This is a genomic window from Bacteroides sp. CACC 737, assembly GCF_013874375.1.
Classification (GTDB): domain Bacteria; phylum Bacteroidota; class Bacteroidia; order Bacteroidales; family Bacteroidaceae; genus Bacteroides; species Bacteroides uniformis.
Window position 1 is genome coordinate 336,558 of record NZ_CP059408.1, and the last position, 13,829, is coordinate 350,386.

Below are 13,829 nucleotides of genomic sequence, written 5' to 3' on the forward strand. Positions count from 1 at the left end.
TGATTATGAAATATATGAATCATGTAAAATCAGGCTTGCTGGCAATGGCTTTTGCATGTGCAGGAATATGCTTTACCGGTTGTGAAGATGATGTTGTCATCAACACCGGCAACAGCGACAAGCTGGATACTGTGGATGGCGTGTATGGTTATGTAAAGTCTGCCGCTGGTGCACGTGAACTTACTCCGATTTCCGTTTTTGGCGACAAGGTTGCTACCGGACATCTCTATTTTGAACTGAGCAAAGCTGCAGAGCAGGATGTTACGGTGACCTTCAAAGTGGACGAAGACGTTTTGGAAGCTTATAATAAGAAGAATGGAACAAGCTATAAAATGTATCCCGCCGATAAGTTGAGTCTGGCGAACGGTGGAACTGTCATTATCAAGGCGGGCGAACAGAAGTCGGCTTCTGTGGAACTGAATATCAATGCAGGAGGCACAATCGGACAAACTTATGCTGTTGCCGTTTCTGCATCTGCCAATAACGGTGTGGAAGTTTCTACAAACAATCAGGAATATATTTACTTGGTAAAGCCTTTGGCTGCTATTCCTGAGAGTATCAGTAAGGGTGATATACTTACACATTGCTTTGTGGAAGTAAATGACGAGAACATCTTGAATATGGGTGAATATACCATGAAGAGCGACGGAAAGCCTTTCTTTGATGTAGTCAGCATTTTTGCTGCCAATATCAATGTGGATAGCAAGACCGGTCGCGTACATGTTTTTTGCAATGACCAGGTTTCTTTCTTGCTGAGAAATGCGGATAAGTTCATCCGTCCTTTGCAGGCTAAGGGCATTAAGGTGGCTATGACTATTCTTGGCAACCATGATGAGGCCGGTATGGGTAACCTTTCTGAAGCTGCCGCCAAAGACTTTGCCAAGGAACTGAAGGCTTATTTGGATATCTATGGTTTGGATGGCATTGACTTTGATGATGAGTACACCAGTTACAACAACTCCAACCCCAGTCCCGGCTTCGAAAAACGTTCACGTGCCAACTTCGCACGTTTGGTTTATGAGTGCCGCCAGGTATTTGGAGATAAACTGATCGGTGTGTATGAATATGGTTCGCTTGATTCTCCCGATGGCGAGGTAGAAGGTGTGAAAGTTGGTGATATTGTGGACTATATGACCTATGGTTATTACCAGAATCAGAATCCTAATGGAGCTTTTGGCCGTGAAGCGTCTCATTTTGAGAACCTGCCCAAATCCAAGTATGCTCCGCTGCCTTGGAAGATTAATGATGAGTTGAACGGAGGTTGGAATGGATTTGACAAGAGCAAATTCCAAAAAGTGAAAGATGAAGGTTATGGCATTCAGATGTTCTACAATCCCAAACCGCTGATGTATCAGTATTATACGCTGCTTTCGGAAATAAGTAAAGTACTTTTTGATGATGAAGTGGAGTGGAGCGGTAAGTACTGGAACCGTACTGGTGAAGCTTATCAAGGAAAGATGATGGGCTATGAAGATTTGGTCGGTGAATGGAAAGTAACTTCCAGTAACTCCCTCTTTACCTATGTGGATGAAGAAGGCAATCCTCGCTGGTGGGATTGGAAAGGCAGTCAGGATTTTGAGAAGAATGTAATTATAGAGAAAGATGAAGAAGGTACCGGATATGTAGTTTACAACTGGGGTACTTTCCCCGAAATTACCGGTAAGTATCCGATGCATTGCGATTACTATAACGGTGCACTGCTCATCTATCCGCAAACCATTCATGAGGGCGATGCTGAAGACCCTGCTACCTACAAGATGCATTTCGGTACTTATAGTAATGCCTTCCAGTGGAAAGCATATCCTAAGTATGATAATTATTCCATGGATGGCGATATTGCTCCTAACGGTGATATGCGTATCTATGGTTTGGGCAACAGATGGGCTATCAACCCTTATAAGTATGTAGGCGGTGAGATTGAGAACGACATCTTCCCCGATGTTCCTTACTTCGTGAGTGAGAACTATACGATGAAGAAGGTACGCTGATGCCATGTTTTCCGTAAACTGAGGTTTCGGAAAAATGGATGCTTGAACCTTTTCATACATGAAACAAAGGAGGGCTTTGCTCAAAGTAATGGGGCGGCCCTCCTCAAGCATTCTCATATAACAAGATTCTATTATGAAGCTATACACTTACTTATACAATAAACAATATGAAGAAAAACATGAAATCTAGTTCCATACTGTTGGGCGGACTTTTTCTGCTGGGGGCGGTTTGCAGCTGTACCCAGACGGCACCGGACTATGCGTCTTACGTCAATCCGTTCATCGGTACGGGCGGACATGGGCATACCTATCCCGGAGCGGTAGTTCCCAACGGAATGATTCAGCCCAGCCCCGACACGCGTATCTACGAGTGGGATGCCTGCTCCGGATATTACTATGCAGATACTACTATCAACGGATTTTCACATACTCACGTCAGCGGTACGGGTTGTGCCGATTACGGGGATGTGTTGCTGATGCCCACTGTAGGGCGGCAGGATTACCACTCTATGGGCTCGAAGAGCCAGCAGATGGCGTACGCCTCTGCCTTTTCCCACGAGAATGAAACAGCCGAACCGGGATATTATTCCGTATTTTTGGACCGCTACGGGGTGAAAGCCGAACTGACCTCTACCAAACGTGCGGCGATTCATCGCTATACCTTCCCGAAAGCGGAAGATGCAGGCTTTATCCTCGACTTGGATTATAGCATTCAGCGCCAGAAGAATGAACAGATGGAGCTGGAAGTAATCAGCGATACTGAAATCCGTGGACGCAAGAAGACTGTATATTGGGCTTTCGACCAGTATATCAACTTCTACGCCAAGTTCTCCAAACCATTTACCTATACGCTGGTCACGGACTCCATGGCATTGGACGAAGGCGGTCCGCTTCTGCCTACAGCTAAAGCTTTACTGCAATTCCAGACGGAGCCCAATGAGGAGGTATTGGTAAAGGTAGGTGTGTCTGCCGTGGATATGGACGGTGCCCGCAAGAATGTGGAAGCCGAAATCTCCGGATGGGATTTTGACGGTGTGCGCCGTGCTGCCCGCCAGCAGTGGAACACTTATCTCTCCAAGATTGACATCGATACGAAGGACAACGACCAGCGTACCATGTTCTACACGGCACTTTACCACACGGGCATGCAGCCCAACTTATTTACCGATGCCGACGGACGTTACTTTGGTATGGACTTGAAGCCCCATCAAGGCAGGGTGGACGAGCCTGTCTACACCATTTTCTCTTTATGGGACACTTTCCGTGCCTATCATCCGCTGATGACGATTATCGATCCAGAACTGAACGAGGCCTTCATCCGTTCGCTCATCCAGAAGTCCCGCGAGGGCGGCGTCCTGCCTATGTGGGAACTGGCCGGAAACTATACGGGTACCATGATTGGTTATCATGCAGCTTCCCTCATAGCGGATTCGTATGTAAAGGGATACCGTAACTTCGACGTGCAGGAGGCCTATAAGGCTTGCCTCCGTACGGCAGAATACGATACGACGGGCATTATCACGCATCCTTTGGTTGTGCCGCATCTGATGCCGCAGGCCAAGTACTGGAAGAACAAGATTGGCTACGTGCCTTGCGACAAAGACAATGAGTCCGTGGCAAAAGCGCTGGAGTATGCTTACGATGACTGGTGCATCTCTGTACTGGCAGGTGCCTTGGACGACGAAGTCAACCGCGACAAGTATGCTGCCTTTGCCGAGGGATATAAAGTTTATTTCGATCCGAGTACCCGTTTCATGCGTGGACTGGACAGTGAGGGCAACTGGCGTACGCCTTTCAACCCCCGCGCATCCAATCACCGTAACGATGACTATTGCGAAGGCACTGCCTGGCAGTGGACTTGGTTCGTTCCCCACGATGTAGACGGATTGGTAGAACTGATGGGAGGACGCGACGCTTTCATCGGCAAGTTGGATTCTCTGTTCACTGCCGATTCCAAGCTGGAAGGTGAATCGACTTCGGTGGATATTTCCGGTCTGATAGGCCAGTATGCTCACGGCAATGAGCCGAGCCATCACATTGCCCATCTCTACAACTACGTAGGCCAGCCCTGGCGTACGCAGGAGATTGTGGATGAGGTGCTGCATACGCTTTACTTCAACAACCCCGACGGACTTTCGGGCAATGAAGACTGCGGACAGATGTCTGCATGGTACATTCTGAATGCGATGGGCTTCTATCAGGTATGCCCCGGCAAGTCGGTATATTCCATCGGACGCCCGCTGTTCAACGAGGCGACCGTTCATCTGAAAGACGGCAAGTCGTTCAAGGTGATAGCCCACAACAATAGCCGCGATAACAAGTATGTGCAGAGCATTGTGCTGAACGGCAATAAGCTGGAGACTCCATTCTTTACGCATCAGGATATAGTGGACGGCGGTACACTGGAACTGACTATGGGCAGCGAACCGCTGAAGCCGGAAGAGTAAATGGATTATTATGCTCACAAGATTCCCTGATGAGCAATACCTTTAATAAGGTGGAGTCCTACCGGGAAATGAATAGCAGCAGCAACGGCATGTATTCTTTTAGCTCGTTGCGCAGAAATTCCAATGTTTTTTGTTTATAGCGGTTGACTGACTTCACACTAAGGTTCAGCTCTTCCGCTATTTCTGTATGCGTTTTTCCCTTGAAGAAGCTCTCGATGAAGACAATGCGGTAGCTCTCGGGAAGCTTGTTCAGGGTACCGTACAGCATCCGGTACATTTCGTCTAAGGTATATACACTGTCCGGTTCCGTTTCGTAGACAGGGGTTTTCTTTTTGACGACTTCCGCATAATTCCATTCATATTCCTGATGCTTCAGGTAGTTCAGGCAATTGTTCCTCACGCACATCTTGAGGTAACCCAATATCGTTTTCGGGTCTATCTCGAAGTTGTCCATGTTGTTCCATAGGGAGGCGAATACTTCGGAAACAATGTCTTCGCGAGTCTCTTTATTGTCAACAAAACGCTTGGCATACAAGCAGAAGGGGGCATAGTACTCCTCGTAGAGCTGCTTGAATACTTGTTTCTTGCTTTGTTCATTAAGAGATAGTTTCATAATATATCTACAGTATTTCGAAGGCAAATATACAATAAGAAAGTCAAATAAAAGGTTCTTTTTGAAATTTAAAAGAACAAAGCTGTGGCAATAGGCAAGTAGTATTTTGTTATTAAGGACCCAATTGAAAAAACTTTGTTTTAGCTGTCCCTTTTTGATTTCCCGATTGTATTATCTATGTAATTGCAATTATAAATAGGTTATAAGGTTTAGAGATTATGGAAAAATTAGATTCGGATTTATTGTTTCGGAAAGCACAAGCATTGGGAGATGATATCCGGGAAATGGAATCAATTGATGTGGCCAAAGCTTTTGAACGGACACAGCAGTTGATAAGGAAAAAGCGGGGTAGGCAGATGTATGATAGCTTGATGCGCTATGCCGCATTCTTGACGTTACCTTTGCTGATGATTTCGCTGACGTTGGGCTACTTATATTTCAGTGGACCGGAAGCGGTAGACTGCTACGCCGAAGTCACGGCTGCCAAAGGTTCGGTCATCCGTTATGAGCTTCCTGACCATTCGGTGGCGTGGCTCAATGCGGGAAGTACCTTGCGTTATCCCATAGTTTTCAGGAAAGACAATCGGAGCGTGGAACTGAAAGGGGAAGCGTATTTTGAAGTGCAGGCCGACAAGAAACGTCCTTTTTATGTGAACACACTGGATGGATTGAGTGTATATGTATACGGAACGAAGTTCAACGTGGCTGCCTACGAGGATGAAGAACTTATTGGTACGGTGTTGGAGAAAGGTAAGGTAAATGTGGTAACCCCCAATCAGGAGACAATGGAATTGTTACCCGGAGAGCAGTTGCTTTACAATCGGAACAGTCGGAAATGGATTAAAAATAAAGTGGATGTCTACGAGAAGGTGGCTTGGAAAGACGGAAAGCTGATTTTCAGGAATGCGACGTTGGAAGAGATATTCAAAAGGCTTTCAAGGCATTTCAATGTGGATATTGAGTTTGACAATAGGTTGGGAAAGGAATACAAGTACCGGGCGACTTTCCACAAAGAGACCTTGCAGCAGATTTTGGATTATCTGGCAAAGTCGGCAGCCTTGAAGTGGAGGGTGGAAGATGCTGCGCAGCAGGCAGACGATACCCTTACGAAGGCTAGGATTATAGTAAACTTATATTAGTAACCCTTAAAACCATAAAGAGCCTATGATATAGCATAAGAAGAGCAAAAACAAAAAAGGAAGAAAACTGTCCCCACAGCTTTCTTCCCTACTCATTAAAAAACTCACGGATTTTGGTTTAGCAGACAAGAAGCCGTGAATCAAACCTTAGTTCATTTAGTAATAAACTTTAGTTAACCGCAAATGTATGAAAAATAATCATTCATTTAGTGCAGTATGCCTTAAATATACCTTAAAATTAAAACTTCCTTTACCTATGAGGATAAGTCTAATACTACTTTTTGCTGTTGTATTACAGCTTCCTGCCAGTAACGGGTACGCCCAGCGGACGCGAGGCTCCTTTTCTATGTCGAGTGTTTCCATAGAAAATGTATTGAATAAGATAGAGGAGAACTCCGACTATGTGTTCCTCTATAATAACAAGACGATTCAGGCAGACCGCATTGTTTCGGTAAACAGCCGGTCGGGAAAGATAACAGAGATCCTGGATGACATGTTTCGTGGAACAAATGTCACTTATACATTGGTAGACAATCAGATAATCTTGTCCACGAAACAGATAAAGCAACAAGAACCCAAAATCAAGGTGGACGGCGTGGTCAAGGATGCTACCGGCGAACCGCTGATTGGCGTCAACGTGAAGGTGAAGAATACCATTGCCGGTACCATTACTGATTTGGACGGCAAGTTCAACTTGGCGGTAAACAAGGGGGACGTTCTCGAAATCTCTTATGTGGGATATACTACTAAGGAAATCAAGATAATAGACGATCGAATCCTGAATGTGCTGTTGGAAGAAGATTCGCAGAAGCTGAACGAGGTAGTGGTCACTGCCCTGGGTATCAAGCGTGCCGAGAAAGCGTTGAGCTACAACGTGCAGCAGGTGAAACAAGACGAGCTGGTCCGTGTGAAGGATGCTAACTTCGTGAACTCGCTGAGCGGAAAGATTGCCGGTGTAAGCATCAACAAGAGTGCTAGCGGCGTGGGAGGAGCTACCCGCGTGGTGATGCGTGGAGCCAAGTCCATCGAGGGCGACAACAATGCACTCTACGTGGTGGACGGTATCCCTTTGTTCAACACCAATATGGGGAATACGGACAGCGGTATCATGGGTGAGGGCAAGGCCGGAACGGAAGGTATTGCTGACTTCAACCCCGAAGACATCGAAAGCCTCTCCGTGTTGAGCGGCCCTTCGGCAGCCGCCTTGTACGGTAGCAGCGCCGCCAACGGGGTGATTCTGATTACTACCAAAAAGGGCAAGGAAGGAAAACTTTCCGTCCAGTTCTCTTCTTCCACGGAGTTTAGCAAAGCCTACATGACACCGGAGTTCCAGAGCACCTACGGCAATAAAAAGGACATGTACGAAAGCTGGGGAGAAAAGCTGGCTACCCCTTCTGCCTACGATCCGAAGGACGACTTCTTCAATACCGGAACCAACTTCATCAACTCGTTGACATTGACCACGGGCACCAAGCAGAACCAGACGTTCGCGTCCGTATCATCCACCAACTCGGCCGGTATTGTGCCCAATAACTCTTACGACCGTCTGAACTTCACTATCCGCAACACTGCCACCTTCTTCAAGGATAAACTGCAACTCGACCTGGGCGCGTCGTATGTGAAGCAGAAAGACCGCAACATGGTGTCGCAAGGACAGTACTGGAATCCGGTGATGGCTGCCTACCTCTTCCCGCGGGGAGAAAACTTTGAAGACATCAAGACTTTTGAGCGTTATGATGACAGCCGTAAGTTTCCCGTACAATACTGGCCGGTGTCCGAACCTACCTACGCTTCGCAGAACCCTTACTGGACTGCCTACCGCAATGTGGCTACCAACGAGAAGAGCCGCTACATGTTCAACGTGGGGCTGACCTACAAGATTACCGACTGGCTGAACGCCGCCGCACGCTTCCGCATGGACGATACGCATGTGCTCTTCGAACGCAAGATTTACGCCACTTCCGACCAGAAGTTTGCCGAGGGAAAGAAAGGACATTATGGCTACAGCAACTATAACGACCGCCAAGAATACGCCGACTTCATGCTGAATGTCAACAAGCATATCCGGGACTTCAGCATTGCTGCTAACTTGGGCTGGAGCTATTCTAACTATTGGCTATTGGAGAGAGGATATAAAGGAACATTGAGCCTGGTACCCAATAAATTCGTGGCAGTCAACATCGACCCGGCCAATGGACGTGTCTCCGAAAAGGGCGGTGATAGCCGCGTGCGCAACCATGCCGTCTTTGCCAATGTGGAATTAGGCTGGAAGAGTATGCTTTACTTGACGCTGACCGGACGTAACGACTGGAACTCCCGTCTGGTGAACACCGACGAAGAGTCCTTCTTCTATCCTTCCGTAGGTTTGTCGGCCATCATTTCCGAAATGGTAGATTTGCCCCGGTTCATTTCTTACTTGAAGGTACGTGGTTCCTTTACCGAAGTGGGCGCTCCAATTTCCCGTTCCGGTCTGACTCCCGGTACGGTGACAACTCCCATTGACGGCGGTACGGTGAAGCCTACCTATATCTATCCGTTTACCGACTTCAAGGCAGAGCGTACCCGTTCGTATGAATTCGGTTTAAGTTTGCGTTTGTGGAACAAGTTGAGTGCAGAAGTCACTTACTACCATTCCAATACCAAGAACCAGACTTTCTTGGGTAACTTGCCTGAATTTACCGGTTACAAGCAGATTTACTTGCAGGCCGGTAATGTGGAGAACCGCGGATGGGAAGCCTCTTTGGGTTACAATGACAAGCTGAAGAACGGACTGGCATTCTCCTCCACATTGACATTTTCGCGTAACGTCAACAGAATTAAAGAAATGGTGGATGGTTACCATACTGATTTGTTGGACGATCCCATCCAGATTTCTGAAGTTGTGAAAGATGGCGGACGTATCATTTTGAGGAAAGGTGGCAGCATTCACGACATTTACGCCAATACCTTCTTGAAGAAAGATCATCAGGGTTATGTAGAGATAAAGAGTGACGGTACGTTTGAACTGGATAATAGCGGTAAGCCCGTCTATTTGGGCAAGACTTCCCCCGACTTCAATATGGGATGGAACAACTCCTTGTCGTACAAAGGACTCGGACTCAGCTTCCTGCTCAACGGACGTTTCGGAGGTGTGGTTACCTCCTCTACCGAAGCATTGCTCGACCGTTTCGGCGTGTCGAAGCGTTCGGCCGAGGCACGTGACAATGGCGGTGCATTATTGCCGGGACAGGGCAGGGTAGATGCAAAGACCTACTACCAGATGATTGGTACAGGAGGTTACGAGACCTCCGGCTACTATGTCTACAGCGCTACCAACATCCGTTTGCAGGAGTTGACACTCAGCTACACCATGCCCAACCGCTGGTTTGGCAATGTACTGAAGGACGTGACGGTTTCCTTCATTGCCAACAATCCCTGGATGTTGTACTGCGAGGCTCCGTTCGACCCCGAACTGACTCCCTCTACCGCCACCTACGGACAAGGCAACGATTACTTTATGCAGCCAAGTGTGCGTAGCTTTGGCTTTGGTATTAAATTCAAATTATAACAGACCGACTTTTAATATGAAAAAGATAAATCAATATAAGCTTTTAGCGGGAATATATGCCCTAGCATTGTTGGCATCCTGCGATTACGAGGAAATCAATACCAATTGGGCTGAAATGAACGAGAAGGAAGAAGCCATGGACGGTGTTGCCGTCGGAGGATTGGTGACAACGATGGAGCAGACCGTCTTCCCGGTAGGGACACAAGCCGACGATACGGACATCATCAACATGTACCAGACCGACTATCATCTGTCTGCCGACTGCTGGAGTGGATTCTTCTCACAAAACAACTCTTGGAACGGTGGTAACAACAATACCAGTTATTATTTGATTGACGGATGGATTAAGGGTACTTATGCACGTTCTTATACCAATGCACTCGACCCGTGGAAAAAATTGAAAGCCGCTTCTGAAAAGAACGACACTCCCGAAGTCTTTGCCTTGGCACAAGTATTGAAGATTTCGGCTTGGCACAAGGCGTTGGAGAGTTTCGGGCCGATGCCTTATTCACATGCAGCCGATGCTACGATGAACATTCCTTTCGACTTGGAGAAGGACATATATGCTGCCATGTTCAAAGACTTGGCCGATGCTGTGGAGGTTTTGACCAAGAAAGCGGATGCCGGGGTGACCATTATGGGAGATTATGATGCGGTTTATGCGGGTGACTCTAGGAAATGGGTGAAGTATGCCAATTCGCTGATGCTTCGTCTGGCGATGCGCGTACGTTTTGCCGATGCCGAACTGGCAAAGCGGTATGCGGCTTTGGCCGTGAAACACTCCATCGGAGTGATGACCTCCAAAGACGAAGAGGCGCAGATGAGTTCGGGTGCGGGCATCACTTTCCGCAACAACATCGAGTGGTTGGCCGAGCAGTACAATGAATCGCGCATGGGGTCGTCCATGTTCTCTTACCTGATGGGTTACGAAGACCCACGTCTGAGCGCTTACTTCAAACCGGTGGATGACAAATGTACTTTGGGACAGTTGGCATTCGATGGCAAGAAATATCAAGCCATTCCTGCCGGGCATCTTTACGGGCAGAACGATGTCTATACGACATTCTCAAAGCCGAATATCAAAGGTGACACTCCGACCTATTGGATGCGTGCTTCCGAAGTCTATTTCTTACGTGCTGAAGCTGCTTTGGTGTGGGGAGGTGAATTCGGTAATGCCGACGAGCTCTACAAGCAAGGTATTGGGATGTCGTTCCAGGAAAACGGGGTGACAGCTTCGGTCGATGATTACATGAACTCCGGCAATGTACCAATCAAGCATGAGTTCGGTGGTTCTTACTCTTGCAGTTTTTCCGCCCCTCGTGCCGTTACAGTCAAGTTTGAAGGCAGCCGGGAAGAAAAATTGGAGAAGATTATTATCCAGAAGTGGCTTGCGCTCTTTCCCAACGGTCAAGAGGCTTGGACGGAGTGGAGAAGAACTGGCTATCCCGACTTGAATCCGGTGATGGCAAACAGAGGTTCGTTCCAAGGAGCCACCATTGAAAAAGGAGTGCGCCGAATGATTTATCCGACCAGTTTCCATCAGACAACGGAGGACGAGGCCAACTATCAGGCCATCCTGAAGTTGCTCAATAATGGGAAGGGTGGTGAAGACAAATCTTCTACCCGTCTGTGGTGGGATTGCAAGTGATAAACGATGTCTTACGTTAGAAATAAGAAAAATATGAAAAAATTGAAGAAACTATTATATATTGTTCCGTTGCTTGGTTTGATGGCTACTGCCTGCACGGATATTGAGAGCATTGAGATAGATCATATCGGTGGTAACAATACCAAAGATGACGTGGAGAGCGAAGCGTACTATGCCGACTTGCGCGCGTATAAAGAAACCGCCAAGAATTATGGCCGCCCCGTTGCGTTCGGCTGGTTTTCCAACTGGGCGCCGACGGGAGCCATGCGGAGAGGGTATCTCACTTCTGTGCCCGATAGTATGGATATCATATCTATGTGGAGCGGTGCCCCAGGACGTTATGAAATCACTGAGGCGCAGAAGAAAGACAAGGAGTTTGTGCAAAAAGTGAAAGGCATCAGGTTATTGGAAGTCTGCCTGCTTTCACACTTGGGCAAAGGGCGCACCCCTACTTCGGTATACGATGAAGTGGAAAAAAAAGCCATAGAAGAGGGTTGGAGCGAAGCTAAGCTGACAGAAGAAAGAAAGTTTGCTCGCTGGGACTTCTGGGGGTTTACTTCGCATGACTTGAACAACAAGGAAGAGCTGGAACGGGCTCTTTCCAAATTTGCCAAAGCCATCTGTGACTCGTTGGTGACCGGCGAGTGGGACGGATATGATATCGACTGGGAACCGGGTAACGGTTTCAATGATTCCGACGGTACTATCGGCAGCCATAACATCGGTTTCGTGGTGAAAGAGTTGGGCAAATACATCGGTCCTAAGAGCGACCCGGAGAACAAAGGGCATAAACTGCTATGCATCGACGGGCATATCAATGATTTCTTGCCTGAGATAGAAGATTATGTGGATTACTGGATAGCTCAGGCGTATGGGCAAGCTTCTCCTTATTTGCATTCGCCTGGCAATATCAATGAGAAACTCATTGTCACGGAGAACTTCGAATCGTTTGCTTCCAATGGAGGGCAATTGTTGAAACAGGCCGCCTGGATGCCGGAAGAAGGGTATAAAGGCGGTGTGGGAGCTTATCGCTTTGATAATGACTATGACAATGCACCCGATTATAAATGGATGCGTCAAGCCATACAGATTAATCAGCGTGTGTTCAACGAATGGAAAGAAAGCAAAGGAAAAAATAAGTAGTGAATCAAATTTTAGAATATGAAAGATATGAATAAATATTTGTTGAAATATATGGTGTTTTGCTTCATAGCCATGCTGTCGGTCAGTTGCAATGATAGCGAAAGTGATTTGCTGGAACCTAAGGTCTATTTTGAAGAAAGGGAGTACCGGATAGAGGTGGAAGAGGGCGAAGCGATGACCCATGAGTTGCGGGCACGTGTGTCATCCTTGTGTGCTTCGCAGGTAGAGGTGTCTTATGAAGTGGCCGATACTTCTGTAATTGAGGCTTATAACAAAAAGTATGGAACGGAATATGAGATGTTCGATGCTACTGCCGTAGATTTGGGAAATGCTGTTGCCACTGTTCCTTCCGGAGAGGTGTATGCCGGATCGGTATCGGTGAAATTTTCTAAGTTGGATAAGGTGGAAGAAGGTAAGTCTTATCTGCTTCCGGTGCGTGTACGGTCTGCTTCTCTACCGGTTTCCCAAGGGGGAGATGTGGTTTATTTTATCCTCCACAAGCCCGTGCGGATTATGAAGGTGGCTCGTGTGTATAACAATTATGTGAGGATACCTTTGCTTCCCGGTACCCAATTCACATCCGTTACTTACGAAGCATTGATTTATATTGATTTCTTTGGAAACAACAATACTGTTATGGGATGCGAGGGAACTCTGATTTTCCGTATCGGTGATGCACCTTTGCTGGAGAAAGACCATTTGCAGATTGCAGGCAAATCGGAATACAGCGTTTCTCAGGCTTTGGGAACCGGGAAATGGTATCACGTGGCGTTCACTTACAATCAGCCTACCGGCAAGACTGCCATCTTCATCAATGGAGAAAAAGCTTCCGAAGCGGTTTGGGATATTCCGAGCTTCGATTTCGGTAAGGGCGACTTCTTTATCGGTAAGGTGGCCGGATTCATGTGGGGCGAACGTCCGTTCTATGGTCGCATGAGCGAAGTCAGACTTTGGAATGTGTCGCGCACGGAGAGTCAAATCAAGGAAAACATGATTACGGTTGACCCGAAATCGGAAGGCCTTGCTGCTTATTATAAGTTGAACGGAACCGACCAGTTCCAAGACGGAGAGACGTGGAAAGTGAAAGATGCTTCCGGTCATGGAATGGACGGATTGGTGAATGGAGGCGATAAAGCCCTCGGCATCGTGGAATTGGATGAACCGATAACTATTAAATAGCAGGATTCCGGTTTGGATATGAATGCAAGTTCTTGCAACTACCAATTACAAGAACTTGCATTCTTTCTTTTACCGACATGTCTTTATTCTTTATCCTTCTATTCTGCTAATTAAAATTAAAAAAT

The 13,829-nt window shown here is 47.1% G+C and carries 8 protein-coding genes; 7 read left to right on the forward strand and 1 reads right to left on the reverse strand.

Going from position 1 to position 13,829, the window contains the following annotated elements; translation table 11 throughout:
* Positions 1-5: 5 nt before the first annotated feature.
* Positions 6-1,988 (forward strand): BT_3987 domain-containing protein, encoded by a 1,983-nt coding sequence (locus H1A11_RS01560; protein ID WP_117965952.1) that lies wholly within the window; start codon positions 6-8, stop codon positions 1,986-1,988.
* A gap of 167 nt (positions 1,989-2,155) precedes the next feature.
* Positions 2,156-4,435, forward strand: a complete 2,280-nt coding sequence (locus tag H1A11_RS01565; RefSeq protein WP_117588971.1) for a GH92 family glycosyl hydrolase — start codon at positions 2,156-2,158, stop codon at positions 4,433-4,435.
* A gap of 58 nt (positions 4,436-4,493) precedes the next feature.
* Here the strand turns inward: H1A11_RS01565 and H1A11_RS01570 are convergent, their stop codons facing one another.
* Complete coding sequence (locus tag H1A11_RS01570; protein WP_117588972.1) at positions 4,494-5,048, reverse strand: RNA polymerase sigma-70 factor; 555 nt, start codon at positions 5,046-5,048, stop codon at positions 4,494-4,496.
* Positions 5,049-5,266: 218 nt separating this feature from the next.
* On the opposite strand from H1A11_RS01570, the gene H1A11_RS01575 reads away from it, so the two are divergent.
* The 5 genes from H1A11_RS01575 (at position 5,267) to H1A11_RS01595 (ending at position 13,704) form a co-directional block, all read left to right on the forward strand.
* Positions 5,267-6,187 (forward strand): FecR family protein, encoded by a 921-nt coding sequence (locus H1A11_RS01575; protein WP_117588973.1) that lies wholly within the window; start codon positions 5,267-5,269, stop codon positions 6,185-6,187.
* Between the two features lie 256 nt (positions 6,188-6,443).
* Positions 6,444-9,734 (forward strand): TonB-dependent receptor, encoded by a 3,291-nt coding sequence (locus H1A11_RS01580; protein WP_226791310.1) that lies wholly within the window; start codon positions 6,444-6,446, stop codon positions 9,732-9,734.
* Between the two features lie 16 nt (positions 9,735-9,750).
* Positions 9,751-11,382, forward strand: coding sequence for a SusD/RagB family nutrient-binding outer membrane lipoprotein (locus H1A11_RS01585; RefSeq protein WP_117958554.1), 1,632 nt, complete (start codon positions 9,751-9,753; stop codon positions 11,380-11,382).
* A gap of 33 nt (positions 11,383-11,415) precedes the next feature.
* Complete coding sequence (locus tag H1A11_RS01590) at positions 11,416-12,525, forward strand: glycoside hydrolase family 18 (RefSeq protein ID WP_181757633.1); 1,110 nt, start codon at positions 11,416-11,418, stop codon at positions 12,523-12,525.
* A 27-nt stretch (positions 12,526-12,552) separates the two neighbouring features.
* Positions 12,553-13,704, forward strand: coding sequence for a DUF1735 and LamG domain-containing protein (locus H1A11_RS01595; RefSeq protein WP_117588989.1), 1,152 nt, complete (start codon positions 12,553-12,555; stop codon positions 13,702-13,704).
* Positions 13,705-13,829: the final 125 nt, after the last annotated feature.